Annotated in this window: 24 protein-coding genes and 1 other RNA gene; 3 read left to right on the top strand and 22 right to left on the bottom strand. The window is 73.0% G+C overall.

Annotated elements, in window-relative coordinates; translation table 11 throughout:
* Nucleotide 1: 1 nt before the first annotated feature.
* From ACR80Q_RS07545 to ACR80Q_RS07530, 4 genes are all read right to left on the bottom strand, one after another.
* Nucleotides 2–346, bottom strand: coding sequence for a DUF3039 domain-containing protein (locus ACR80Q_RS07545; protein WP_435376982.1), 345 nt, complete (start codon nt 344–346; stop codon nt 2–4).
* Nucleotides 347–398: 52 nt separating this feature from the next.
* Complete coding sequence (locus ACR80Q_RS07540; RefSeq protein WP_435376981.1) at nt 399–998, bottom strand: YqgE/AlgH family protein; 600 nt, start codon at nt 996–998, stop codon at nt 399–401.
* Nucleotides 995–2389 (bottom strand): NAD-dependent malic enzyme, encoded by a 1395-nt coding sequence (locus tag ACR80Q_RS07535; RefSeq protein WP_435376980.1) that lies wholly within the window; start codon nt 2387–2389, stop codon nt 995–997. Before ACR80Q_RS07535 ends, ACR80Q_RS07540 begins: the two co-directional genes overlap by 4 nt.
* Before the next feature lie 116 nt (nt 2390–2505).
* Nucleotides 2506–3672 (bottom strand): ribokinase, encoded by a 1167-nt coding sequence (locus tag ACR80Q_RS07530; protein WP_435376979.1) that lies wholly within the window; start codon nt 3670–3672, stop codon nt 2506–2508.
* A 93-nt stretch (nt 3673–3765) separates the two neighbouring features.
* Between ACR80Q_RS07530 and ACR80Q_RS07525 the strand changes: the two genes are divergently transcribed.
* Nucleotides 3766–4692, top strand: a complete 927-nt coding sequence (locus ACR80Q_RS07525) for an ATP-grasp domain-containing protein (RefSeq protein WP_435376978.1) — start codon at nt 3766–3768, stop codon at nt 4690–4692.
* A 93-nt stretch (nt 4693–4785) separates the two neighbouring features.
* Here the strand turns inward: ACR80Q_RS07525 and ACR80Q_RS07520 are convergent, their stop codons facing one another.
* Together ACR80Q_RS07520 and ACR80Q_RS07515 are read right to left on the bottom strand one after the other, a co-directional pair.
* The gene (locus ACR80Q_RS07520) at nt 4786–6351 is read right to left on the bottom strand and encodes an aldehyde dehydrogenase family protein (protein WP_435376977.1); all 1566 of its coding nucleotides are present in this window, start codon (nt 6349–6351) and stop codon (nt 4786–4788) included.
* A 258-nt stretch (nt 6352–6609) separates the two neighbouring features.
* Complete coding sequence (locus ACR80Q_RS07515; RefSeq protein WP_435376976.1) at nt 6610–8016, bottom strand: LVIVD repeat-containing protein; 1407 nt, start codon at nt 8014–8016, stop codon at nt 6610–6612.
* Nucleotides 8017–8277: 261 nt separating this feature from the next.
* Between ACR80Q_RS07515 and ACR80Q_RS07510 the strand changes: the two genes are divergently transcribed.
* Entirely contained in the window at nt 8278–8946 is a 669-nt protein-coding gene (locus ACR80Q_RS07510; protein ID WP_435376975.1) for a DUF305 domain-containing protein, read from the top strand.
* A gap of 99 nt (nt 8947–9045) precedes the next feature.
* Here the strand turns inward: ACR80Q_RS07510 and ssrA are convergent.
* The 9 genes from ssrA to ACR80Q_RS07465 all read right to left on the bottom strand — a co-directional run bounded on the left by ssrA (nt 9046) and on the right by ACR80Q_RS07465 (nt 19817).
* Nucleotides 9046–9417: a transfer-messenger RNA gene (ssrA, locus tag ACR80Q_RS07505) on the bottom strand.
* Nucleotides 9418–9497: 80 nt separating this feature from the next.
* On the bottom strand, nt 9498–11681 hold the full coding sequence (locus ACR80Q_RS07500; RefSeq protein ID WP_435376974.1) for an HAD family hydrolase: 2184 nt from the start codon (nt 11679–11681) through the stop codon (nt 9498–9500).
* A 62-nt stretch (nt 11682–11743) separates the two neighbouring features.
* A complete protein-coding gene (gene smpB / locus ACR80Q_RS07495) occupies nt 11744–12220 on the bottom strand; it encodes an SsrA-binding protein SmpB (RefSeq protein ID WP_435376973.1) in 477 nt (158 codons plus the stop codon).
* Between the two features lie 90 nt (nt 12221–12310).
* Entirely contained in the window at nt 12311–13726 is a 1416-nt protein-coding gene (locus ACR80Q_RS07490; RefSeq protein WP_435376972.1) for a peptidoglycan DD-metalloendopeptidase family protein, read from the bottom strand.
* A gap of 65 nt (nt 13727–13791) precedes the next feature.
* On the bottom strand, nt 13792–14706 hold the full coding sequence (gene ftsX / locus ACR80Q_RS07485) for a permease-like cell division protein FtsX (RefSeq protein WP_435376971.1): 915 nt from the start codon (nt 14704–14706) through the stop codon (nt 13792–13794).
* On the bottom strand, nt 14703–15392 hold the full coding sequence (gene ftsE, locus ACR80Q_RS07480) for a cell division ATP-binding protein FtsE (protein WP_435376970.1): 690 nt from the start codon (nt 15390–15392) through the stop codon (nt 14703–14705). The genes ftsX and ftsE overlap by 4 nt, the downstream gene beginning before the upstream one ends.
* 205 nt (nt 15393–15597) lie before the next feature.
* Entirely contained in the window at nt 15598–17664 is a 2067-nt protein-coding gene (locus tag ACR80Q_RS07475; protein WP_435376969.1) for a hypothetical protein, read from the bottom strand.
* Nucleotides 17665–17912: 248 nt separating this feature from the next.
* Complete coding sequence (gene prfB, locus ACR80Q_RS07470) at nt 17913–19025, bottom strand: peptide chain release factor 2 (RefSeq protein WP_435376968.1); 1113 nt, start codon at nt 19023–19025, stop codon at nt 17913–17915.
* Between the two features lie 72 nt (nt 19026–19097).
* Nucleotides 19098–19817, bottom strand: a complete 720-nt coding sequence (locus ACR80Q_RS07465; RefSeq protein WP_435376967.1) for an SDR family NAD(P)-dependent oxidoreductase — start codon at nt 19815–19817, stop codon at nt 19098–19100.
* Nucleotides 19818–19903: 86 nt separating this feature from the next.
* On the opposite strand from ACR80Q_RS07465, the gene ACR80Q_RS07460 reads away from it, so the two are divergent.
* Complete coding sequence (locus ACR80Q_RS07460) at nt 19904–20530, top strand: DUF1684 domain-containing protein (RefSeq protein ID WP_435376966.1); 627 nt, start codon at nt 19904–19906, stop codon at nt 20528–20530.
* A 6-nt stretch (nt 20531–20536) separates the two neighbouring features.
* Here the strand turns inward: ACR80Q_RS07460 and ACR80Q_RS07455 are convergent, their stop codons facing one another.
* The 7 genes from ACR80Q_RS07455 to ACR80Q_RS07425 all read right to left on the bottom strand — a co-directional run bounded on the left by ACR80Q_RS07455 (nt 20537) and on the right by ACR80Q_RS07425 (nt 25244).
* The gene (locus tag ACR80Q_RS07455) at nt 20537–21031 is read right to left on the bottom strand and encodes a pilus assembly protein TadG-related protein (protein ID WP_435376965.1); all 495 of its coding nucleotides are present in this window, start codon (nt 21029–21031) and stop codon (nt 20537–20539) included.
* A complete protein-coding gene (locus ACR80Q_RS07450; protein ID WP_435376964.1) occupies nt 21028–21519 on the bottom strand; it encodes a pilus assembly protein in 492 nt (163 codons plus the stop codon). Before ACR80Q_RS07450 ends, ACR80Q_RS07455 begins: the two co-directional genes overlap by 4 nt.
* Nucleotides 21516–21899, bottom strand: coding sequence for a TadE/TadG family type IV pilus assembly protein (locus tag ACR80Q_RS07445; RefSeq protein WP_435377117.1), 384 nt, complete (start codon nt 21897–21899; stop codon nt 21516–21518). Before ACR80Q_RS07445 ends, ACR80Q_RS07450 begins: the two co-directional genes overlap by 4 nt.
* Nucleotides 21896–22087, bottom strand: a complete 192-nt coding sequence (locus ACR80Q_RS07440) for a hypothetical protein (RefSeq protein ID WP_435376963.1) — start codon at nt 22085–22087, stop codon at nt 21896–21898. The genes ACR80Q_RS07445 and ACR80Q_RS07440 overlap by 4 nt, the downstream gene beginning before the upstream one ends.
* A gap of 129 nt (nt 22088–22216) precedes the next feature.
* The gene (locus ACR80Q_RS07435; protein ID WP_435376962.1) at nt 22217–23152 is read right to left on the bottom strand and encodes a type II secretion system F family protein; all 936 of its coding nucleotides are present in this window, start codon (nt 23150–23152) and stop codon (nt 22217–22219) included.
* Nucleotides 23149–24021: a type II secretion system F family protein gene (locus ACR80Q_RS07430; protein WP_435376961.1), complete on the bottom strand. Its 873-nt coding sequence runs from the start codon at nt 24019–24021 to the stop codon at nt 23149–23151. Before ACR80Q_RS07430 ends, ACR80Q_RS07435 begins: the two co-directional genes overlap by 4 nt.
* Nucleotides 24018–25244 (bottom strand): TadA family conjugal transfer-associated ATPase, encoded by a 1227-nt coding sequence (locus tag ACR80Q_RS07425; protein WP_435376960.1) that lies wholly within the window; start codon nt 25242–25244, stop codon nt 24018–24020. Before ACR80Q_RS07425 ends, ACR80Q_RS07430 begins: the two co-directional genes overlap by 4 nt.
* Between the last annotated feature and the right edge of the window lie 85 nt (nt 25245–25329).

Below are 25329 nucleotides of genomic sequence, written 5' to 3'. Positions count from 1 at the left end.
CTCAGCCGTCGGAGCCGGAGCCACCGGAACCGCCGGAGCCGCCCTTGCCGTCGCCCCCGGAGTCCTTGCCCGGGCGCAGGCCCTCGAAGATCTCCTTGCAGGTCGGGCACACCGGGAACCGCTTGGGGTCGCGGCTGGGCACCCAGACCTTGCCGCAGAGCGCGGTCAGGGCCTCGCCCGTGACGGCGCTGCTGACGATCTTGTCCTTCTTGACGTAGTGCGCGAACCGCTCGTGGTCGCCCGGCTCCGCGGGCTCGACGACGCGCTCCTGCTCGATGACCGCGGTGCCTGCCGGGGAGGTGCTGGGCTGAGGGCTCGGCGCGGACGGCGGGAGAGGCTCGGACATGCGGCCCAGTGTAGTTCGCGAGCCGACCTCGCGGTGCCCGTGGGTGGGTCCCTCAGTTGACGCCGGGGTCGGGCCGGAACGTGGCCACCAGGGCCACCGTGGTGGTCTGTCGCAGCAGGACGTCGCGCCACAGGGTGTCGGTGTCGGTGCGGAACGCGTCGCCGGCCTCCCCGGCCACCACGAACCAGGCGTCCTCGTCCAGCTCGTCCTCCAGCTGCCCCGCGCCCCAGCCGGAGTGCCCGGCGAACACGCGCAGCCCCGCCGCGGCCGGGGCCACGATCTCGGGCGGCGCGTCCAGGTCCACCACCGCGAGCGAGCCCGTGAGGCGCTTGAGGCCGGGAGGCTCGCTGTCGTCACCGGGCAGCCGGGCCAGGCCGATGGCGGAGTCCAGGCCGACCGGGCCGCCCTGGAACAGGTGCGGGGGCTCGCTGACGTGGTCCTGCCAGGCGGGCAGCACGTCCCCGACGTCGCTGACCAGCGGCCGGTTGAGCACCAGGCCCAGCGAGCCCTCGTCGGAGTGGTTGAGCAGCAGGACCACCGACTCCCGGAAGTTCGGGTCCACCAGCGACGGGTGCGCGACCAGCAGCGCACCGGCCCGCGGCCGGGGCGGCGGCGCGGCGGTGAACGGCCCGAACGGCCCGGTCCCGATCACGGGGTCGGCTCACCCCTGGCGGCCCGCTCGACCGCCGCCGCCACCGCCGCCGTCGACTCGGTGTTGAACACGCTGGGCACGATGTAGGTGGCGTTGAGCTCGTCGGGGTGGACCGTGTCGGCCAGCGCCCGGGCCGCGGCCAGCAGCATCGCCTCGTCGACCCGGCTGGTGCGGGCGTCGATGAGCCCGCGGAACACGCCGGGGAACGCGAGCACGTTGTTGATCTGGTTGGCGAAGTCGCTGCGCCCGGTGGCCACCACCGCCGCGTGCTCGCTGGCCTCGCTCGGGTCGACCTCCGGGGTGGGGTTGGCGAGGGCGAACACGATCGGGTCGGGGCCCATGGTGGCGATGTCGTCCCCGGTGAGGATGTTGCCGGCCGACAGCCCGACGAACACCTCGGCGCCGACCAGGGCGTCGCGCAGGGACCCCTGCTGCCCGCGGGGGTTGGTGTGCTCGGCGGTCCAGGCCAGCTCCGGGGCCAGGCCCGGCCGGTCGGGGTGGATGATGCCGTCCACGTCGACCACCACCACGTCGCGCAGCCCGGCCGCGACCAGCAGGCGCAGCACGGCGGTGCCCGCGGCCCCGGCCCCGGACATGACGAGCCGGACGTCCCCGATCTGCTTGCGCACCACCTTGAGCGCGTTGGTCAGGGCGGCCACCACGACGATGGCCGTGCCGTGCTGGTCGTCGTGGAAGACCGGGATGTCGAGCTCGTCCCGCAGCCGTCGCTCGATCTCGAAGCAGCGCGGCGCGGCGATGTCCTCCAGGTTGATGCCCGCGAAGACGGGGGCGATCGCCTTGACCGCGCTGATGATCTCCTCGGTGTCCTGGGTGTCCAGGCAGATCGGGAACGCGTTGATGTCGGCGAAGCGCTTGAAGAGCACCGCCTTGCCCTCCATCACCGGCAGCGCCGCGAGCGGTCCCAGGTTGCCCAGGCCCAGGACGGCGGAGCCGTCGGTGACCACGGCGACCATGTTGCGCTTGATGGTCAGGCGGCGGGCGTCCTCCGGGTTCGCGGCGATGGCCAGGCTGACCCGCCCGACCCCGGGGGTGTAGGCCAGCGACAGGTCGTCACGGTTGCGCAGCGGCACCCGGGAGTGGATCTCGAGCTTGCCGCCCAGGTGGGCGAGGAACACCCGGTCGGACACCTTGCCGATCTCCACCCCGTGCAGCTGCCGCAGGGCGTCGGCGAGCTCCTCGGCGTGCTGCTCGCCGCGGGTGGCGGCCGTGACGTCGACCTGCAGCCGGTCCCCGCCCGAGGCGGTGACGTCGAGGGCGGTGACGATGGCGCCGACCTGCTCCATGCAGGTCGTGAGCTCGCTGACGGCGGTGGGCCTGGCCGGCAGCTCGAGCCGGATCGTCACGGAGTGGGACACGCTCGCTGAGGCCATGGTCCCGATCCTGGCCCGTGCGGCTGGCCCGGTCCACCGCGGCGCGCCCGGTCCGGGACGGGGGTGGCGGGTCGACGACGCCGACGAGGAGGAGACCGAGGACTGAGCCGGGGACCTCAGCGGCGCCGCAGCAGCGCGTCGACCGCCGCGCGGGTCGGCAACGACGGCACGGCCCCGTGCAACTGGACGGCCAGGGCACCGGCCGCGCAGGCCCGGCGCAGGGCCTCCGGCAGCGGCGCCCCCAGGGCCGTGGCCGCCGCCAGGGCGCCGACGAAGGCGTCACCGGCCCCCGTGGTGTCCACCGCCTCGACCCGCGGCGCGGGGACGGGGGTCACGGTCCCGTCCCGGTCCACCAGCAGGGCTCCCCGGGCGCCGAGGGTCACCACCACGTCCCGGGCTCCGGCGGCCAGGGCCCGCGCGGCCGAGACGTGGTCCCGCTCCGAGGCCAGGGCCGCCGCCTCGTGCTCGTTGACCACCAGCAGGTCGACCAGGTCGAGCAGCGCGGCCACGTCCGTGGCCCGGCCCGGGGCCGGCGCGGCGGTGAGGACGACGGTGCGCCCATGCTCCCGGGCGAGGGCCGCCGCCTCGTGCTCGTTGACCACCAGCCGGTCGACCAGGTCGAGCCGCGCGGCCACGTCCGCGGCCCGGCCCGGGGCCGGCGCGGCGTTGAGGACGACGGTGCGCCCGTGCTCCCGGGCGAGGGCCGCCGCCTCGTGCTCGTTGACCACTAGCAGGTCGACCAGGCCGAGCAACGCGGCCACGTCCGTGGCCCGGCCCGGGGCCGGCGCGGCATTGAGGACTACGGTGCGCCCGGGCTCCCGGGCGAGGGCCGCCGCCTCGGCGACGGCAGCCAGGTCGACCTCGAGCTGGGCGAGCAGCAGCGCAGCACCGGAGACCGCCGCCCGCGCGGCAGGGTCGAGCCCAGCCCAGCCGCCGTTGGCGCCGGGCACGACGACGATCGCGTTCTCCCCGTCCGGCCGCACCGCGATGTGCGCCGTCCCGCTGAGCACGCCCCGACGGCGCGCGACGGTGCCGACGTCCACGCCGACCTCCCGCAGGGCCGCGAGCAGGACGTCCGCCGCCGGGTCGTCACCGACCGCCCCCACGAACCCGGTGCGGGCTCCGGCCCGGGCGCAGGCCACGGCCTGGTTGAGCCCCTTGCCGCCCGGGTGCCGGGTGGGCGGCGCCGTGGCCAGCACCGTCTCGCCCGGTTCGGGGATGCGGGGCACGGGGACGACCACGTCCAGGTTGGCGCTCCCGATCACGGTCACGTCGTGGCCCACCCCGGGAGTCTGGCACCGGGGTCGCCGTCCCGGGGCCGGGCCGCAGCAGACCGCGACGGAACAGCGGGCCGGTGACGCTCGTTGCTCCTCCACGTGACCCCGACCGGACGCGCCGCCGTGCACGCCATCCACGAGAACGCCGACTGGTGGCCTCCCTTCGCCGCCGCCTTCGAGGCCGAGGGGGTGCCGGTGCGGCAGTGGCTGCTGACCGGCGAGGAGCCCCTGGACCTGACGGGCGAGCCGCCCGAGGGGGTGTTCTGGTCGCGGATGAGCGCGTCGGCTCACACCCGCGGGCACTCCCGTTCGATCGCCCACACCCGGGCGGTGCTGCGCTGGCTGGAGGGCCACGGCCGCCGGGTCGTCAACGGCTCGGCCGTCCTGGAGCTCGAGGTGAGCAAGGTCGCCCAGGACGCAGCCCTGCGGGCGGCGGGCATCGACACCCCGCTGACGGTGGTGGCCTTCGACCGTGAGCAGGTCGTCGCGGGGGCCCGGTCGCTGTTCGGGCGCGGCACCGACTCGGTGGTGACCAAGCACAACCAGGGGGGCAAGGGCCTGGGGGTCCGACGATTCGACGACCTGGCCTCGCTGACGGCGCACGTGTCCTCGCCGCAGTGGGTGGAGCCCGTGGACGGCGTCGCCCTGGTGCAGGAGTACGTCGCCCCGGCGGAGCCGTTCGTCACCCGCGCGGAGTTCGTCGGCGGCCGGTTCCTCTACGCCGTCGCGGCGTCCACGGCGCAGGGTTTCGAGCTGTGCCCGGCCGACGCCTGCGGGGTGGACGGCGCTCCGCTGTTCCGTCTGCGCGAGGGGCACGTCCCGCCCCTGCTCGAGCGCTACGAGGCGTTCCTGGCCGCCACCGGCATCGAGATCGCCGGCATCGAGTACATCGAGACCACCGACGGCCGGGTGGTGACCTACGACGTCAACACCAACACGAACTACAACCCCGACGTCGAGGCCGTGGCCCCGGTGAGCGGGCCGCGCGAGATCGCCAGGTACCTCGCGTCGCAGACGGTGGCGTGAGCCTCAGAAGAACATGCGGACCTCCCCGGACGGTGGGTGTGCCGCCCAGGAGCGGGACCCCGGGCGGCTGATACCCGCCGGGGTCGCCGCAGGTCAGGTCGGCGGGGTGCGGGAGTAGCCCGGGAAGTTGCCGTACAGGTGCTCCCCCGCCGGCCCCTGGGTGACGGCGTGCACCAGGTGCGTGCCTCCGACGAAGGCTCCCTTCCACGACCCGCCCCGGCCGCCGAAGGGCTCCGCCCGGTCCCCGCGCGAGCGCGGCTGGTTGATCCCGACCTTGAACGCCTGGACGTGCTCGGCGAGCCTCGCCGCCAGCGCGGTGTCGTCGCAGGCCAGGGAGGCCACCAGGGCGCCGTTGCTGGCGTTCATCTGGGCCAGCAGCTCGGCCTCGGTGTCGACCACGACGATGGTGTCGACCGGACCGAACGGTTCCTCGTGCATCAGGCGCGACCCTCCCGGCGGGGCCAGCAGCGTCATCGGGGCGTGGTAGGCGGAGGTGTCCTGGCCCTCGACGAACCGCCCGTCGGAGACCCGCCCCCGGTACAGCGGCGTCGCCCCGCGCTGCAGGGCCTCCGACATCCGCTGCTCGAGCTCCACCGCCTTGGCGGCGCTGATGAGCGGGCCGAAGTCCAGGTCGGGCAGCGGGTCGTCGTCCGCCTCGACGGCCAGCGGGTGACCGAAGCGCAACGACCGGACGATCGGCAGGTAGACCTCGAGGAACGCGTCGACCAGGTCACGCTGCACCACGAAGCGGGGGTAGGCGGTGCAGCGCTGCTTGCCGTACTCGAAGCCCTTGCGCAGGTGCCCGGCCAGTCGGTCCCAGTCGCTGAACCCCCAGACGCCCCAGGTGTTGAGGCCCTCCTGCTCGAGCATGTGCCGCTTGCCGGTGTCGACCAGCTGGGTCGCGACCTTGCCCCCGTTGGACCGCCCACCGACGAAGGCCAGCGCACCGATCCGCGGGTTGCGGACCAGGGCGTCGGACAGCTCGCCACCCACCCCGGACAGCAGCGTCACCGGGAGGCCGGCGCGGGCCATCAGGGCATGGGCGAGGGTGAGGGTGACGGCCCCGCCCTGGGTGGGGGTCTTGGCGACCACGGCGTTGCCGGCCAGGGCCTGCACCAGCTCGGAGTGGACCAGGACCGACATCGGGTAGTTCCACGACGCGATGTTGCTGACCGGTCCCGGCAGGGCGGTGCGCTCGTACGGGTTGCCGTCCACGTCGACAGCCAGCATCGCCTCGCACTCCTCCAGGTACCAGCGGACCCCGTCCAGCGCGCGGTCGACGTCGGCGCAGGCCATCCGCCACGGCTTGCCGATCTCCCAGGCCAGCAGCAGCGCCAGGTCGTCGCGCGCCGCGCCGAGCAGCTCGACGGCCTCGCTGACCCGGGCGTGGCGGTGCGCGTAGGGCTGGGCGGCCCAGTCCACGTGCGCCCGGGCGGCGGCGTCGACCGCGGCCTGCGCCGTGGCCGCGTCGACCTTGCCCATGTCGGCCAGCGGGGTGCCGTCCACCGGGGTGACGAGGGTGGCCGGGGTGCCGGCGTCCTGCCACCGCCCGTCGTACAGGTTGCGGAGCCGGTCGCCGAGGAACGCCTCCGGAGCCGTCGACCGGGCGCGGTCGAGGGCGGTGCGGCTGCTCAGGCGGGTGGGGACGTGAAGGGGCACGCAGACCTCCGGGTGACGTTCGACTGGGGGTGAACGCCCGGGGTTGCCCGGGGACCGGCTGCGGGCGGTCGGTGTCCGGCCGCGCCGTTCCCCCGGATGTTAAGCACGACGGTCTCCGCCGCGCCCGTCGAACCGACCTCGACGGCCCCCGACCCGGGCGGTGGGCCCCGGGGCCGGACGCGACCGGGCCCGGCCCCCCGTCAGGGGGACCGGGCCCGGTCGTGGTTCAGGAGCGGTTCAGCCGCTCAGGCGCCTGCCTCAGAAGGAGGGCTGCGTCTGGGGGTTGAAGTCCTCCGCGTACTTGCCGGCCTTGGCGCTGGCCACGCGACGGTCGCGGACCTCGAACACGTCGAAGCCCTCCTGGATGTCGTTGGAGAAGATGTAGCCGTCGTAGTAGTACGCCGACCAGGAGCCACCGAGCACCAGCGAGGCGTCGGAGACGGGACCGCGGTCGAACCAGGCGAACTCGGTCGGGTTGGCCGGGTCGGTGAAGTCGAACAGCGAGATGCCGCCCTGGTACCAGGCCTGCACCATCACGTCGGTGTTGCGGGTGGGGATGAGCGACCCGTTGTGCGCGACGCAGTTCTCGGTCGAGGCCTGCTCGCGGGGGATCTTGTAGTAGCTGGCGAAGTCGAGGGTGCCGTCGCCGGCCAGCTCGAAGATCGCGTTGGCGCCCTTGTTCGGGCCGACGGTCGGGTTGCACGTCGCCGCGCCGCCGCCGCCGAGCTCGTCGGTGAAGATCACCGAGGTGGCGTCGTTGTTGAAGGTGGCCGAGTGCCAGAACGCGAAGTTCTCCTCGTCCTTGACGCGGTCCAGCAGCACCGGGTTCACCGGGTCGCTGATGTCCATGATGACGCCCTCACCCATGCACGCACCGGCCGCGAGGTCCTTCTCGGGGTACGCGGTGATGTCGTGGCAGCCCTGGGTCCGGGCGATGAGCCCGCCGTCCGGGAACAGCACGGGGACGTTGACGACCTCGGCCGCGGCGGGGTCGTCGACGGGGACCTCGACGATGGAGATCGCGTCGTGCGGCGGCTGGCAGCGGGCCACGTTGACCGAGGGGCTGTAGGAGGAGACGTAGACGTAGATCGTCTCGCCGTCGTCGGTCGGGACCAGCGTGTGGGTGTGCGAGCCGCAGTTGGTCTCGACGGCCTTCACGTAGACGGGGGCGGCCGGGTTGCTGATGTCGAAGATCCGGATGCCCTCCCAGTAGTCGCCCGAGGCGGACTGGGCACCGGTGGCGGCACCGCTGTTGCAGGTGTCGTCGGTGCGGCGGGAGTCGACGGACAGGAACATCAGGTCGCCCTGGACCGTGATGTCGTTCTGGGCGCCGGGACAGACGACCTGCACGACCTCCTTGGTCTTGCGGGGGTTCTTGATGTCGTAGACCGTGAAGCCGTTGTAGTTGCCGGCGAAGGCGTAGTCGCCCTGGAAGGCCAGGTCGCTGTTGTAGGCCCCGACGGGCTCGAAGGCCCCGCGCTTGGGCAGGTTCTGGAGCAGTCGCATGTTGCTGCTGCTGGCGGTCTCGCCCGAGACGAGGATGTCGTCCGTCGAGCTGGCGGACGCCGGGCCGGCGACGGTCGCGACGCCGAGGCCCGCCACCATGGCCGCAGCCGCGCCGATCGCAGCCGCGCGCACGGCGCGGGATCTGTTGGCACCTGTCATGGGCAATTGCCTCCTTGTGGGGGCCGCCGGGAGCCGTGGTGCGCGCCGGGCGGCGGTCGATCCGGGATCCAAGCAGCCTGGTCGTCACGAGTCGTGACGCCCAGTAAAACCAGGTAACGGATCAATAACGATCCGAACGTTCGGCTCGTGGATGTTTCGGCGCCGTGACGGGGGCCGTCGGGCGGGCCGGCACTGACGTAGCCTCCTGCTCAACCGCGCGTCGGGCCGCCCAGGCCCGGCCGGCCATCCCGGAGGAGTGCTGTGCCCCACTGGACCGCCCCGATGCTGGGCCTCGTCGCCGCCGTCTGCCTCACCGGGTGCGCCGCCGAGACCGGGTCCGACGTCGCGCGCCCCGAGCCCACGACGACCTTCACCGCGGGTGAGGTGCCCGTCATCGTGCCCGGCGCCCCCGGGGAGTCCCCCGAGGTCATCGACCCCGGCGGGACCGGCTCGATGGCCAACCCCGGCGCCTACGACGAGGACGAGGTCACGTTCGTCACCAACATGGTTCCGCACCACACGCAGGCCCTCGCGATGGCCGAGCTGGCGGCCGACCGGGCCCAGGACGAGCGGGTCCGGGGCCTGGCCGAGCGGATCACGCTGGGGCAGGGCCCGGAGATCGCCACCATGCAGGCCTGGCTCACGGCCCAGGGGCTGCCCGAGGCGGACCCCCAGGCCGGCCACGACTCCCACGAGGACATGCGCGGCATGGCCACGCCGGAGCAGATGTTCGAGCTGGAGTCGGCCGACGGGGCCGAGTTCGACCGGCTGTTCCTGGAGCTGATGACCACCCACCACGAGGGCGCGATCGACATGGCGGGCGAGGCCACGGGCGCCCAGCACCCCATCGTCGCCGACATGGTCGACGGCACCGTCGCCTCCCAGGGCGCCGAGATCGCCATCATGCAGGAGCTGCTCGCCGACCTGTGAGCGGCAGGTCGACTCGGAGGTCCGCGGCCTCGGACCCGACCGGTCCGGGGCAGACGTCAGGCCCGGTCCCCCTGGGGGGGCCGGGCCTGACGTCGTACAGGGTGGAGGTGGCGGGAATCGAACCCGCGTCCGACGGTGAACGACCAGGACTTCTCCGGGTGCAGCTTGCTGCTGATTTTCTCGGCCCCAGCGATCACGCAAGCAAGTCGCTGACGGGCTCAGTCACGTAAGTGTCGGACCGGCCCCCGTGACGAAGGACGGACCCAGTGGCTCCCTAGTCGACGCCGGTACCCGGGGCGGAAGCATCCCCGGGCCGACGGACCTCTGCTAGTCCCCGCTCAGGCGGCGAGGGAGAAGTCGCTGCGCTTGGAATCGGCAGCTATTAGTTTCACAGGAACGTTTACGAGATGACCTGTGCTTCTCGACCCGCTTCTCCTGGCGCGACAACCGCCGTCGAAACCTGTCACCCCCTGTGGAGTTATCAACTTCACCAGTGTAGCGACCGCCGCCCCCCGTTTGTTCCGGACCTGGGCGGTCGGTCGGCGCGGGCGTCAGGACCCGCCGGCCAGCGCCCGTCTGACCTGCGGCAACCGGTCGAGCACGGCCCTCACCCGGTGCACCGCGCGTCCGAGCGTGTGCCGCACCGTCGCCCGCGGACGCAGCAGCGCCCGGGCCGGGAACGGGCTGAGCGCCATCGACGCCGCGACCCACTCGGTGCGCCGGGCCACCCGGACGGCGTGCTTGGACCGGCGGACCGACGGCGCGGCGCGGACGACCCCGGCCGCCAGGCCTCGCAGCCGGAACGGACCGGCCAGGTCGACGATGCGCTGCAGACGGCCCTGGCCGACCTCCCAGGGGAACGCGGCCCAGGACCTGGCCTCCTGGTCGGTGGGCCACTCCCAGAACAACCCCATCACCGAGGTCAGGGCGGTGTGCACGTCCACGTGCAGGTACGGGTTGTCGGCGTCGACGGCCAGGTGCTCGACGTAGGCGTCGACCGTGCGCCACACCAGCGGCAGGCCCCAGGCCCGGACCGCCTCCGCCCGCCCCTCGGTGAGGACGGGACGCACCCCTTCCGGGGTCACCTCGTAGCCGGTCAGGGTGCCGTGGTCGCCCGAGCAGAAGATCTCGACCAGCGCGAACTGCGAGATGCCGAGGAACTGCCCCTGCGGGCCCAGGCTGGAGGGCAGGTAGGCCGGGCCGCCGACGGGGACGAGCGGGTCGGCCAGCGGGGTGTCCGCGTCGCGGGAGTCGAAGAAGTACGCCTCTCGGTGGTCGCCCCACGGGCTGACGCTGTCGTCCAGGCCGAAGAACAGCCCCCGCGCGAGCTCGGTCCCCCGCTCCTGCTGCAGCTCCAGCAGGACGTCGTGCTGCGTCCCGCGCCACCCGACGTCGACGAACGCGTGCGGCGTCCCGTCCATCACGCCGTGGGAGTCCAGGTACTGCAGCACGACCTGCTTGTTGCGCTCGGCGGCCGCGGCGAGCGTGCCGTCGCGGTCGATCTGCTCCAGCGTGCGGTCGAGGACGTCGCGGTCCTGCGTGGAGGCCCACACCTCGGGACCGACGCCGGACTCCGCGACGAGGCGGTCCACCACCTCCGGCGCGAGCCCGCACCGCTCGAGGATGTCGCGGTTGCTGACGCCGTCGGAGGACAGGCCGATCAGGCTGTGCCAGACCTGCGGGTTGCGTGACGGGCTGGAGACCACCCGGTTCCACACCAGGCGGCTCGCGTACAGGTAGTGCAGCTCCACGTCGATGCCGAGCCGGGGGGCCAGGCGCTCGGCGATGCGCAGCAGGACCTGCCCGTCGCGGGCCACGAAGTACACCTTGCGCAGGCCGAGTGCCTGGGCCCGGCGCAGGATCCACGTGACGAACGAGACCAGCAACGGCGACATCACGCCGGCGGCCACGTCGACCAGGGCCTGCTCGTGGGCGTCTCGAGGCTGGACGTGCAGCCGGGCGAGCCGGGAGGCACCGGCCATCGCCGCGGTGAGGCCGTCGGTGGAGTCCTGGTGCCGCTGCAGGGCGCGCTCGTAGCGGTTGGGGTTGCCCACGGGCAGCAGCACCCCGGTGGCCCCGACGCTCGTGGCCCCCCGGACGTCGGAGCGGCGGTCGTTGCCGTGGTGCCGGATCGCCTGCACGGGGACGCCCTCGGCCTCGGCGACGATGCGGAACAGGGACCCGCTGCGCTTGGTCTGGCCGTGGGTGTGCGACACGTACAGCACGTCGCCGGGCTGCCAGAAGCCGTGACGGGCCAGCTGCTCCTCGATGAAGACCGCCGGCAGGTACATGTCGCTGATCCACACGACGCGACCGGCGCGACGACGGGCCTCCTCGACCAGCGGGAGAGCACCCGGGACCGGCTTCAGCAGCTCGGCCTCGACCGCCATCTCGAGCTCGGACAGCCTGGACCTGGTGGCGGGGTCCAGCAGCAGCGAGCCCGCCAGCTCGGCGTGGATGTGCGCGAGGTTCGAGCCGCCGCGGTGCCAGCGCAACGCCCTCGTCTCGGCCCAGACCCGGGCCCTGGTGAACGCCTGCGGGGAGCAGCTGACCAGGCCCTCGGCGGCGGCCCGGCGCCCGACGACCTCGAAGACCGCTTCCGGCGGGCTGACCGCCCGGACCAGCACCGTCTCGAAGACGTCGAAGGTGATCAGCTCGGCCGTGCGGGCGGGCGCCGCGGCGACGGGCCCACGGCGTTCGGTCGCCGCCCGGGCGAGCTCAGGTGTCAGTCCCACGTGCCGAAGTGTCCCGTACGCGGGGGCGCAGCCGCAGCCGCTTCACCCCGCGGACCGGCGGCTCAGGCCTCGCGACGCTTGACCGCGCTGATGGCGCGCTCGGTCTCGCGCCGGTCCTGCCGCTCCCGCAGGGTCTGCCGCTTGTCGTACGCCTTCTTGCCCTTGGCCACGCCGATCTCGACCTTGGCCTTGCCGTCCTTGAAGTACAGCTGCAGCGGGACCACGGTCAGACCGGTGCCGGACAGGGCGCCCATCAGCTTCTCGATCTCGCGGCGGTGCAGCAGCAGCTTGCGCCGGCGACGGGCCGCGTGGTTCGTCCAGGTGCCCTGCGTGTACTCGGGGATGTGGACCCCCTCGAGCCACACCTCGCCGTCCTCGACCGTGGCGTAGCCGTCCACCAGGGACGCCCGACCGGCACGCAGCGACTTGACCTCGGTCCCCCACAGGACCATGCCGGCCTCGAAGGTGTCCTCGATCGCGTAGTCGTGGCGTGCTTTGCGGTTGGAGGCGACGACGGTGCGCCCCAGCTCTCTGGGCATCCGACCAGTGTGCCCGACCGAGCCCGCCCACCTCGACCGGGTTGTACCGGTTCCAGGTGGGCGGCGGGGGTCGAGACGACCGAGGTCGGTCTAGAGGTAGCCCATCGGGTTGACCGCGGTGCCGTTGCGGCGGGTCTCGAAGTGCAGGTGGCACCCGGTCGAGGACCCGGTGGTCCCGATGTAGCCGATGACGTCGCCGCGGCTCACCTCGCCGCTGCGCGGTCCGAACCGGCTCAGGTGGGCGTACGCGGTGGCGAGGGAGTTGCCACCGACGTTGCCGTGGGCGATGACGACCAGGTTGCCGTAGCCGCCGCCCCAGCCGGCCGACACGATCCGACCGTCGGCCGCCGCCCGGATCGGCGTGCCGCAGGGCGCCGCGAAGTCCGTGCCCGCGTGCAGCTTGCGGTACCCGTGGATGGGGTGGATGCGGTAGCCGAAGTGGGAGGAGATACGGGCGTTGACCGGCGCGGAGAGGTAGTTCCCCGACGACGGCGGGGCCGGGGTCTGCTGCCGGGGCGGCGCCGGGGCGGCCGGGGGCGGACCCGGGTCGCGCGGCGCGGGACGGTTCTCGCGCTCGGCCTGCTCGCGCTGCCGCTCCAGCTCCGCCTGGCGCGCGGCCTCGGCCGCCGCCTCGGCCTCGCGCTGACGCTCCAGCTCGGCCTGACGGGCCAGCTCGGCCTGGCGCTCGGCCTCGGCGATGGCGGCCAGCTGGGCCTCCAGCGCCTGGCTCTCGGCCTCCAGCTCGGCGATCTGCGCCTCGTCGGCGGCCTTGGCGGCCTCGAACTCGGCGACGGCCTGGTCCTCGGCCGACACCAGGGTCTCCAGCTGGGCCTGCGCGTCCCGGGCGGCCCGCTCGGCGGCCTCGGTCGCCACGACCTGCTCGGCGGCCAGCGCCTTGAGGTCGTCCACGCGGACCCGCTCGGCCTCGAGGCGGGCCTCGGCGTTGCGGATGTCCGACTGCTGCACGCGCAGCCGCGACAGCGCCTGCTCCTGGCTGCGGCGGGCGACGGCCGCGAAGGACACCATGTCGGCGTACTCGCGGGCGCTCTCGGCCTCGACGAGGATCGTGAGCGGCGTGAAGCCCGACCCCTGGTAGACCTCGCGGGCGACCCCAGCGACGACCTGCTCGGTGGCGTCGGCCTCGCCCGCGCGCTCCTCCAGCTGCAGGCCGGCGGCGACGACCGCGGCCTCGGCCACGGCGAGCTCCTCCGCCAGCTCCGCGTCACGGGCGCGGGCGGTGGCCGCCTCGGCGTCGGCCGTGGCCACGGCCGCCTCCGCGGCCGGGAGCTGACCCTGCAGGTCGGCCAGTCGCTGGGACGCCGCGACCAGCTCACCGGTGACGTGGGCGAGGTCGTCCTGGCTCTGGTCGAGACCCTGCTGCACCTCGTCCTGGCGCTGCTCGACGTCCTCTCGGTCGGGGCTGGCCGAGGCCGGCAGACCGGTCGGGACCAGGACGGCCAGGCCGAGCAGCACAGCGCTGCCGGTGGCGACCAGGGTGCGCAGCACTGACGACCTCCTCGTGGACCTACGGGTGCTCTCCCGCACCAGGACCCGGCACGGATGGTCCTGTTCTACACCCTGAGGTACCGCTCGAGGGTTATCAACGAGGAAACGCCCGCCAGGAGGATGCCGACCAGGAGCAGCACCGGGACCACCAGGAGGGCGTCCCCGGTGCCCACGAGACCACCGATGTTGAACCGTCCACCCACGTAGTCCTGCACGAAGACCCGGGTGAAACCGACCAGGAAACCGCTGGCCAGGACGGCGCCGATCGTCGCGGCGAAGATCCCCTCCAGCATGAACGGGAGCTGGATGAAGAACTTGCTTGCGCCCACGAGGCGCATGATCCCGATCTCCCGCCGTCGGTTGAACGCCGCGAGCCGGATCGTGGTGGCGACCAGCAGGGTGGCCGCGATCAGCATGATGCCGGCGAAGAACCAGGCGAACGCGGTCGCGCCGTTCAGGAACCGGAACAGCCCGACGAACAGCTCCCGTTGGTCGTCCACGGACTCCACGCCCAGCTGGCCCTCGAACCTGGACGCCACCGTCGCGGACTGCTCCGGGTCGACCAGCTGGATGCGGTAGGACTCCGGCAGCTGGTCGGCCGTCAGGTTCTCGGTGATGGGCGAGCCCTCGAACTGGACGAGGAAGCGCTCGTACGCCTGCTCCTTGGACTCGTAGGTGAAGTCCTCGATGAGGGGCGCGACCTCACCGTCGGTGAGCTCGGCCACGATCGCGTCGCGCTGGTCCTGGGTGACCTCGCCGTCGGCGCAGGAGATCGCGGTGCTCTCCGCCCCGCAGAGGAACACCGAGACCTGCACCTCGTCGTAGAGCAGGCTGCGCAGCTCGTTGACCTGTCGCTGGAACAGCAGACCGCTGCCCAGGAAGAACAGCGAGACGGCCGTCACGATGATCACCGAGATGGTGATGGACAGGTTGCGCCACAGCCCGACGCCGATCTCGGTCAGGACGAACTGGGCCCTCACGTGGCACCTCCGTAGACGCCGCGTGCCTGGTCCCTGATGATGACGCCCTCCTCGAGCTGGATGACCCGCTTGCGCATCTGGTCGACCATCTCGTCGTCGTGGGTGGCCATCACCACCGTGGTCCCGGTCTTGTTGATGCGGTCGAGCAGCTTCATGATCCCGACGCTCGTGGTCGGGTCCAGGTTCCCGGTCGGCTCGTCGGCCAGCAGGATCGCCGGGCGGTTGACGAACGCGCGGGCGATGGCCACACGCTGCTGCTCACCGCCGGACAGCTCGTCGGGACGGCGGTCGGCCTTGCCGTCCAGACCGACCAGCTGCAGCACCTCGGGCACCGTGCGGTCGATGACGTGCTTGGGCTTGCCGATGACCTGCAGCGCGAACGCGATGTTCTCCCCCGCGGTCTTGTTCGGCAGCAGCCGGAAGTCCTGGAAGACGACCCCCATCTGGCGACGGAAGCGCGGCACCTTCCAGGACGCGAGCTTGGCCAGGTCCCGGCCGGCCACGTGCACCGTCCCGGAGTTGGCCTTCTCCTCCTTCAGGCACAGCCGGAGGAAGCTCGACTTGCCCGAGCCGGACGCACCGACGAGGAACACGAACTCGCCGCGGTCGATGTTGACCGACACGTTGTCCAGCGCAGCACGCTGCTTGGCCTTGTAGACCTTGGTGACGTTGTCGAACCGGATCACGGCACACCCAGGGGTCGGGGACAGGACGGTGGTCGGTGGGGACGAACCCGCCAGACCGACTGTCGATGGTAAGCCCGGAGCCTGTGCGGGACGGACCACCGAGTCGGTGCGCCGACGACGGGAGCCCGTCACCGCGGTGCGGTGACGGGCTCCCGGTCGTGCGGGTCAGTGCTGGTCAGGGCTGGTTGCGCCCTGGACCGGGCGGTCAGGCCTGGCGACGACCCCGGGGGGTGTTGCTACCGAGGGCCACCAGCGAGCCACCGGCGGCCAGGAGCAGGGCCGCCACGAGCGCGACGGTCCAGGTCTCCACGCCCGTGCGGGCCAGCACCCTGGGCTGCGTGCCCGGGGTGGTCGGGCCGCCGGCCGCGGGGGTCTCCGTGCCGGGGGTGGGGGTCGGGGTGCTGCCACCGTCGGGGGCGCACTCCTCACCGTCGAGCACCTCCTCCGGGAGCAGGACCTGTCCGTCGACGAGGACCTCGACGGTCAGGGTCTCGTCCTGCGCCACGACGAGCTCGATGACCTCCACGCCGTCGGCGGGCACGTCCACGAGCTCGGTCTCGCCGCCGAGGACGACCTCGAAGGTCACACCCTCCTCGGCCGTGGCCAGGGCCAGCGCGGCGACGAGCTCGTCGTCGAGGCAGTCGGCGACCAGGGCCGCCGCGGGCTCGACGATGCCGCCCTCGAGGCAGTCGTCGGCGTCGAACACCTCGTCGACCAGGACGTCGTCGTCGACGAGGACCTGCAGGTCGAGGACGTCGCCCAGATCCAGGTCGAAGACCAGGTTCTCGGTGGTGCCGTCCTCGACCAGGACGGAGGTGGTCTCGCCGTCGACGACGACCTCGAAGGTCACGTTCTCGACGCCCGGGTTGTCCAGCACGAGGTCGATGGACAGCTGCTCGTTCTCACAGCTCGCGAAGGCGGCCGCGATCGGCTCCTCCGGCTCGGGGACGGAGCACTCCTCGCCGACAAAGGTCTCGGTGGCGATGACCTCGTCGTCCACGACGACCTCGACCGTGACGGTCTCGTCGAGCTGGACGTCGAAGTCCGCCTCGCCAGTCCCGCCGGCGGCGACGACGACGACCTGGGTCGCGCTGTCGACGGAGCCGGAGGCCACGGTCTCGGTGACGACCTCGAAGGTGGTCTCCTCGGTGACCGTCGAGTTGTCGAGCAGCACGTCGACGGTCACGACGTCGTCCAGGCAGGAGGACTCGAAGGTCGCGGCGGGCTCACCGGTGCCGGGCTCAGGCTCGCACTCCGTTCCACCGGTCCAGGCCGCGATGAGATTTCCGTCGAGCGAGATGGGGTTGTAGGCCGGGCCACGGGGAGTCAGCGCGCCGTCGTAGACCTTGTCCGTCTTATACAGGTCGGACTGGCCGAAGCACTCTGCTGGCGCCACGGCGAGCGAGACCGTGGTGCGGTTCGCGGTGATCGTGGCCGTGTCGTGGTCGATGAACGTCTGGACGCCGGAGGTCTCGAACCTGTCTCCCTGGGTCTCGTAGGACGCCAGCGAGAAGTCGTAGGAGCAGTCTGTGCCGCTGATGTCGACGCCGCTGCGGAGGGAGACCTCGGCGCGGACCATCATGCGCTCGATACCTGTGCGGACCGGGCTGACTCCGTGCTGGACGTGAACAACAGAGTCCCACCGCCAGGTCGAGCCGAGGTTGATGCCGGGGTCGGCTGCGTAGTACCGGTAGCGGAAGAGCGTCCGGTAGTCGACGTCGTCGTCGATGCCGGGGCAGAACGACGCGGGGTCCGTGGTCGGGTCCGTGGTCGGGTCCGTGGTCGGGTCCGTGGTCGGGTCCGTGGTCGGGTCCGTGGTCGGGTCCGTGGTCGGGTCCGTGGTCGGGTCCGTCGTCGGGTCCGTCGTCGGCTCGGCCGGCTCGGTCGGAGGCGTGGGGTTGCGGTACCCGATGTGCGAGACGGACTGGCCCGTAAGCGCACCGGTGCCCGAGACGATCTCGGTCGTCGGGGCGCCGTTGCCACCCTTGACGCACAGGTCGACGGTCCACCCCTCCTCGAGCTGGTAGTTCAGGGAGCGACCCCCCCAGCTCAGACGTCCGAACTCGAAGGTCTCAGAGCCTCGGCTCGAGTCCTTCTTCGTGTATCCGAGCGAGTCGCAGGTGATGCTCGCGTCCGGCTTGGTCTTCGGGTCGTCCTTGGCCACGGCGCCCGGCGCGAGGGCGACGACGGACAGACCGGCGATGAGAGCCGTCCCCGTCGTGACACCGATCGCGCGGCGCAGTCGCCGTCCGATGCTGAGAGTTGTGTACATTCCGTCGCTTCCGTCCGCTTGAGGTGTGTTTCAGACGGTCACGGACGGTCTGTCTGGTGACCCTCCGTGTGTCCCTGCGGCGAAACTACCCCGATAGGGGCCACTCAAGGCGTCTACGGCCACCGCCTGTGGGCAGAATGGTCCGAACGGTTGATGACAACCGGTGATCACGGCACCTAGTGCAACCGGTTCTGACTCAGCGTGAGTGAAACGGGGTGGCAGCGTCCGTCGGTGACGCTGCGAACGGATCAGGCCGGGACGTCCTGCTGACGTCGCCAGCGGATCCCGGCGTCCAGGAACCCCTCGATGTCGCCGTCGAAGACCGCGTCGGGGTTGTTCACCTCGTACTCCGTCCGGAGGTCCTTGACCATCTGGTACGGGTGCAGGACGTAGGAACGCATCTGGTTGCCCCAGCTGGTACCGGCGTCGGACTTGAGGGAGTCGAGCTCGGCCTGGCGGCGGCGCCGCTCGAGCTCCAGGAGCTTGGCCTGCATGACGCGCATGGCCGACTCCTTGTTCTGGAGCTGGGACTTCTCGTTCTGGCAGGTGACGACCGTGCCGGACGGGATGTGGGTGAGCCGCACCGCGGAGTCCGTCGTGTTGACGCTCTGCCCGCCGGGCCCGGAGGAGCGGTAGACGTCGACACGGAGGTCCTTCTCGGGGATCTCGATGTGGTCGGTCTCGGCGACGACGGGCAGCACCTCCACCTCGGCGAACGAGGTCTGGCGACGGCCCTGGTTGTCGAACGGGCTGATCCGGACGAGCCGGTGGGTGCCCTGCTCGATCGACAGGGTGCCGTAGCCGTAGGGGGCGGTGATCTTGAAGGTGCCGGACTTGATGCCGGCCTCCTCGGAGTACGACGTGTCGTAGACCGACGTCGGATAGCCGCGGCGCTCGGCCCAGCGCAGGTACATCCGCATGAGCATCTCGGCGAAGTCGGCGGCGTCGATGCCACCGGCCCCCGCCCGGATGGTGACGACGGCGTCGCGGGAGTCGTACTCCCCGGTCAGCAGGGTCCGGACCTCGAGCTCGTTGAGCTGACGGCGCAGGGCGACGAGGTCCTTCTCCGCCTCGGCCCAGCTGTCGGCGTCGTCCTCGCCCCCGGCCAGCTCGACGAGCACCTCGAGGTCGTCGATGCGCGACTCCATCTTCTCCATCCGCTCCAGCTCGGACTGGGAGGCGGACAGGGCGCTGGTGACCTGGGCGGCCGCGTCGGGGTCGTCCCACAGGTCCGGCGCGGAGGCCTGTTCGCTCAGCTCCTCGATCCGGGAGCGCAGCGCAGACATGTCGACCACGGCCAGCACGCCCTCCAGGGTGTTTCGGAGGTCGGCGATCTCGGCGGAGAAGTCTGTTGCAGCCACGTCGGTGCAGGGTACGCGCTCTCACCCGAACGGACCTGCGCCGCCGGGGGCCCGGGGTGGGTCAGGCCCCTCTCAGCGGCTCTGGAAGGCGCTGGTGGGCAGGTCGCGCTCGCCGTCGCGGATCGCCGCGACGACCCGGTCGGCGACGTCGTCGGCGGCGAGCCCCTCCGGCAGGGCCGGGGCGGTCCCGGCGACGGGTCGGGTGGCCAGGCCGGTCTCGGTGTGGGGCGGTCGGGCGTCGAGCACCCGCACCTTGGCCCGCCGCAGCTCCCCGGCGGCTGCCGCCGACAGCGCCCACGAGGCGGCCTTGCTGGCGGAGTAGGCCGCCATGTGCGCCGTCGGCCTCTCGGCGACCACCCCGCTGATGGTGACCACGAAGGCGTCCCCGTGCTCTCGCGCGCCCTCCGTCAGGGGACCGTGGGCGGCCCGCAGCAACCGCAGCGGGGCCAGGGCGTTGACGAGGAACAGCTCGTCGACGGTGTCGTCGTCGACCTCGTGGACGGGGCCGAACGCGACGACCCCGGCGGCGTGGACGAGCCCGGCCAGCCCCCCGTGGGCGGCCACCGCGGCCTGGACGGCGCGGGCCGGGCCGTCGGGGGTCGTCAGGTCGACCGACACCGTGGTGGCGCCGTCGATCCCGAGCGCGTCCAGGGCCGCGAGGTCACGGCCGACCAGGGTGAGGAGGGCGCCGGCCTCGTCCAGCCGGCGTGCGATGCGGGACCCGAGCCCGCCGGCGGCACCGGTGACGAGGACGGGGCGACCGGACAGGGTGACGGGCGAGGCGGTGGGCACGCCCCACGTTCACACGACGGGGGCCGCCCCGCACCCCGGCCCGCGGGGGCCTGCGGCCACGGACCGGACGTGACAAGGTCGAGGCCATGGCAGACGGCATGGCGAGGTTGCAGGTCCTGGACTGGCGGCGACGTGTCCGGGAGGCCTACGACGCGGTGCGGACCGAGTCCCACGTCACGCTGGCGCACTCGATCTGGTGCCGCCGGCGCGACGAGCTCTTCGCCACCCATCCCGCCTCTCCCCTGAGCGCCGAGGCCCGGAAGAGCTTCCGAGGCCTGCCGGTCGCGCCGTACGACCCCCAGTTCCGCTTCGAGGTCGAGGTCGAGGTGGCGGAGCCGCACCGCATGGAGGTGCCGACCGGGACCGACGGCGTCGTGCCGTTCGACCGGGTCGGCGTGGTCCACCTGCCGGGGCTGGGGACGTTGGACGTGTGGTGGCTCGCCACCTACGGCGGCGGCCTGTTCCTGCCCCTGCGCGACGGCCTGGCCGGTCGTGACGGCGGCACCTTCGGTGGCGGTCGCTACGTCCTGGACACCGTCAAGGGTGCCGACCTGGGTGGCGCCGACGGCGGCTCGCAGCTGGTCGTCGACCTCAACTTCGCCTACAACCCGTCCTGCGCCTACGACGCCGCGTGGGCCTGCCCGCTGGCCCCCGGGGGCAACACGATCACCGCCGAGGTCCCGGTCGGCGAGCTCGTCCCGCCTCCCGTCTGAGCCCGATCAGGGATCCGCCTGGCTGACCGCGCTCGCCGTCACCCGCAGCGGCACGCCCGCCCCGTAGCGCCCGGCCACGGCCTCCGGCAGCAGCGGCAGGGACCGCGCGGTGAGGACGACCACGGCGGTGGTGCCGTCGCTCGTGCCGGTCGAGCCGACGTCCACCGAGAGGTCGGTGAAGCGGGAGGGGGCGTCCAGGCGCAGCAGGTACGCCGTCACGGACTCCCGGACGGAGTCGTCGGTCACCGGCACCGCGTCGATGCCCTCCGCGCGCTCGGTGACCGCGAAGTACGCGGGCTCGTCGAGGGCGTCGGCCGCGTCCAGCGCGGCCCCGTCGGCCAGCGCCAGCAGCCGCTTGCGGTCCAGGTGCACGGCCGAGGCCGCGACGACCACGAGCACCAGCAGGATGGCGACGAGGCCGTAGACCAGGGCCAGCAGCAGCACCTGGCCGGAGTCGTCACCCGCACGGGGCCGGGGCCGGGCGGCGCCGTCCGCCGTCACGGTCCGGCCCCGAACTCGTCGACGACCTGGGTGTGGGTCGCACTGACGGGCACGACGAGCGGGACGACCCGCGACACCCCGGCCGGCACGGCGGGCAGGGGGACGTCCACCGCGACGGTCACGGTCACGTCGGCGCCCGGCGTGAGGCACGGCTGCGCGCTGCAGCGGACCTGCACCGCCCCCGTCGGGTCGGCCTCGATGCCCTGGTCGCGCAGGGCCCAGCCGACGGCCGCCACCACGCGCTGCTGGGACACCTGCTCGTCGGACCCGGTGACGACGATGCGCGCGGCCTCGCGGGCCGCGCTCTCGGTGGCGAAGGCGGCGGCCTGGACGCCGGCCATCGCCACCACCAGGTAGACCACCGGCACGAGCATGAGCACGCCGATCGTGACGAACTCGACGACGGCGCTGCCGCCGTCGCCCGAGGCTGCGACGGCGGCGGCCCGACGCCGCAGGGCGAGCGGGGCCCGGGCAGGAGGGGCGTTCACGGCAACGCCTTCTCGTCGACCGCGTGCCCGTCGACCTCCAGGGTGCGCGGCCCCACGAGCCCGAGGACCGGCAGCGGGGCCCGCACGGTCACCACGACGGTCTGCACCCCGTCCAGCGTCTGCGTCCCCGCCGTCACGTCACCGGCCAGGTCGTCGGTCAGGGCGGAGGCGATGAGGTCCTGCGTCCGAGCCACCGCGTCCTCCGGACCGCGGCCGACCAGCGCCCCGTGGCGTGCACCCTCCCCGGCGGAGTCCACCAGGGTGTTGCGGACGTGCAGCGACAGCGCCAGCTGCAGCACCCCGACGAACAGCAGCGTGAGCAGGGCCGAGACCAGGACGAAGTCGACGGCCGCCGAGCCTCGGGTCGGGCCCCGCGTCAGGGACCTTCGACGACCGAGTCCATCGAGTCGGTGAAGATCTGGGTCAGCCGGTCGCCGGCCACGGCCCACAGCGCGATCACCAGACCCGCCGTCATCAGGGTGACGAGCACCCAGCCCGGCACGTCCCCACGGTCGCCGCGCATCATCTGCAGGCGCGCGGCCGCCCACCTCACCGGTGTCGTGTTCATCGCTTCTCCCCCGTCCCCCGTCGCGGCCTCTGCCCGACGGTCCACCACTCGTCCCGCGCATTGTGGCCCGGATCGTGCTCGCGCGGCAGCCCTCGTCCCCAGGTACCTCGGGACCGATCGCCACGCCCCTCACAGCTGCAGGTCCAAGGACACGAGACCGGGGTAGACGGCGAACAGCACGGTGACGGGGAGCACGAGGAACACCACCGGGACCATCATCGCGATCTCCTTGCGACCGCCGCTCTCCATCAGCCGGCGACGCCCGAGCTCGCGGACGTCCTGGGCCTGCGAGCGCAGCACCTCGGCCAGCGGGGTCCCGCGCTCCACCGCCACGGCCACGCCGTCGACGAAGCGGGCGAGCGGCGGGAGGCTGGTCCTGGCCGCGAGGCCCTCCAACGCCTGCACCAGGCTGGCCCCGGCGCGCGCGGTGGCCAAGGTGCGACGCAGCTCCACCGACAGCTCACCCCGGCAGGTACGCGCGACCCGTTCCAGCGCGCCCACGGCACCCTCGCCCGCGCCGACGCTCAGCGCCAGCAGCTCCGCGACGGTCGGGAACTCCTGCATCATGCGTTCCTCGCGGGCGCTGACCTGCTGCGACAGGTACTGGTCGCGACCCAGGACGCCCACCAGGCCCCCGATGACGACGACGGCCACCATGGGCAGCACCGCCGGTCCTCGGGTGAGACCGATCACCGCAGCCGCCCCGGCACCGGCCACGACGCCCAGCACCCCCCAGACGACCTGCTCGGCCCGGAACTGCTCGAGGGTCGTCCCGGTCCCGGACTGCTCGAGCCGGCGGCGCACCGTGCCCGGCCCCCCGGAGATGCGCTCGACCCAGCGGACCAGGTCGGTCATCACCGGGGCCAGCAACCGTTCCAGGGTGCCGAACCTGGCTCGCCGGCCCGGCAGGTCCTGCAGCAGCCGGGACCTGCGGGTGTCGCGCAGGTAGGGCTCGAGCCGGTCACCCAGGTCCACCTGGCGCCACCACGGCACCGAGACCACCACCAGCAGCAGCCCGATCCCGGCCAGGCCGCCCAGGACGGCCCCCAGGACGACGTCGCTCATCGGAGCACCCGCTGCTCCTGGGGCAGGCGCCCGATCCGCAGCATCAGACGGTAGGCGACCGCCGACGCCGCACCCCCGATCGCGAGCACGACCACCCCGGCGGGCTGGTTGTACGGCGCGACCGCGCCCTCGCGCGTCGCGAGGATCGCGAGCACCACCCACGGGGCCGCCACCGCCAACCGGGCGGCGCTGACCGTCCACGACTGCCGCGCCTCCAGCTCGCCCCGGGTCCGGGCGTCCTCACGCAGGAAGGTCGACAGCGTCCGCAGCAGCCGCCCCAGGTCGGACCCACCGACCTCACGGGTGATGCGCAGGGACTCCACCAGCCGGTCGGCCACGGGGTCGGCCAGCCGGTCCTTGAGCCGGGACAGCGACTCCGCGAAGCGACCGGTGGCGCGGTAGTCCTCGGCGAACTCCGTGAACGCCGGTCGCAGCTGCTCCGGCCCCCGCTCGCCCAGCTGCCCGAGGGCCTCCGGCAGCGACAGGCCGGCCCTGACGCCCGAGGCCAGGTTGTCCACCACCTCCGGCCACACCTCACGCAGGTCGGCGCGGCGTCGTTCGGCGCGGTACCGGACCAGGGCCAAGGGCCCCCACGACGCCATGAGCGCGAAGCAGAGCGCGATCCACGGGGCGGCGCTGAGCAGGTAGACCACCGCGAAGACCCCGACCCCGGCGCCCGCGCAGAGGGCCAGCAGCGACCGGACGCTGACCGAGCGGACCCCCGCCTGCACCAGCGCGTCCTCCAGCCCCGTCGTCCAGCGCCGTACGGCGGGCCGCGGCTCGGTGTCGGGCACCCAGCACGACCACCAGATGCAGAACGCCCCCAGACCGGCGACCAGGCCCAGCGCCAGGCCCTCCCCCGTGCTCACCCCGGTGCCAGCAGCCCGGCCACGTCGAAACCCGCCCGACGGAACCGCTCCTCGTGCGGCGGGTACCCGCCCGCGGCGACCAGCACCTCGTCCGCGCCCTGGCGGAACACCGTCGCGGTCTCGACGACGCCGTCCTCCACCCGCCCCGGCACCGCGAGCACCTCACGCACACGCCTCCGACCGTCGGCCGCCAGCTCGACGTGCACGACCAGGTCGATCGAGCTCGCCACGGTCGGCACGACGAAGCTCGCGCTCACGTTCTCGCCGGCCAGCAGGGGCAGGGTGCACATCTTGGTCACTGCCTCGCGAGCGCTGTTGGAGTGCACGGTGCACATGCCCGGCAGCCCCGAGTTGAGCGCGATGAGCAGGTCCAGGCTCTCCGCCTGCCGGACCTCGCCGACGACGATGCGGCTGGGCCGCATCCGCAGGGCCTCCTTCACCAGGCGGCGCAGCGGGATCTCGCCGGTCCCCTCGAGGCTGGGCTGACGGCACTGCAGCCCGACCACGTCCCGGCCCGGCACCTTGAGCTCGAACACCTCCTCGCAGGTGATGACGCGCTCACGGGCCGGCACCGCAGCGGCCAGGCAGTTGAGCAGGGTCGTCTTGCCGGCCTGCGTACCGCCGGAGACCAGGACGTTGAGCCCGGCGACCACGGCCGCGTCGAGGAACCGGGCCGCCTGCTCGCCGATCGTCCCCAGCGCGACCAGGTCGGCCAGCCGGTCGGCACGGACGACGAACTTCCGGATGTTCACCGCCCAGTGCCGGCGCGTGATGTCGGGGATGACGACGTGGAGCCGGGACCCGTCGGGCAGCGTCGCGTCCACGAACGGGCTGCTCAGGTCGACCCGCCGCCCCGACGACCGCAGCATCCGCTCCACCAGGTCACGGACCGCGGCGTCGGTCAGGATCGTCGTGGTCAGCTCGGAGACACCGCGGCGGGCGACGAACACCTTGCCCGGCTCGTTGATCCACACCTCCTCCACCTCGGGGTCGTCGAGGTACGGCTGCAGCACGCCGAAGCCGACCACGGCGTCCAGGACCTGCTTGACGGTCGTGCCCGTGTCGACCAGCGGCGGCAGGGTCCCCGACAGCGACCGCTCGTCGTAGTCCGCGACCAGGTCCTCGACCAGCCGACGCATCCCGGCGGGGTCCGTGCCCGGGTCCAGGTCCCGGCGCCTGATGAGCTCCCGCGCCTCGTCGGTCACCGCCGCGACAGCGTCCACGCGTCCCCCTCCGGATCCCGGCCCTCCCCGGACCGGTGCCCGCAGACTACGAAGCCCGGGCCCCGTCGGGAAGGGCCGGTCCGAG

It is taken from the genome of Aquipuribacter aurantiacus (assembly GCF_051216895.1).
In the GTDB taxonomy this organism is placed as follows: domain Bacteria; phylum Actinomycetota; class Actinomycetes; order Actinomycetales; family JBBAYJ01; genus Aquipuribacter.
Note: the sequence above shows the minus strand (reverse complement) of the source record. Positions and strands in the feature narration are given on the sequence as shown.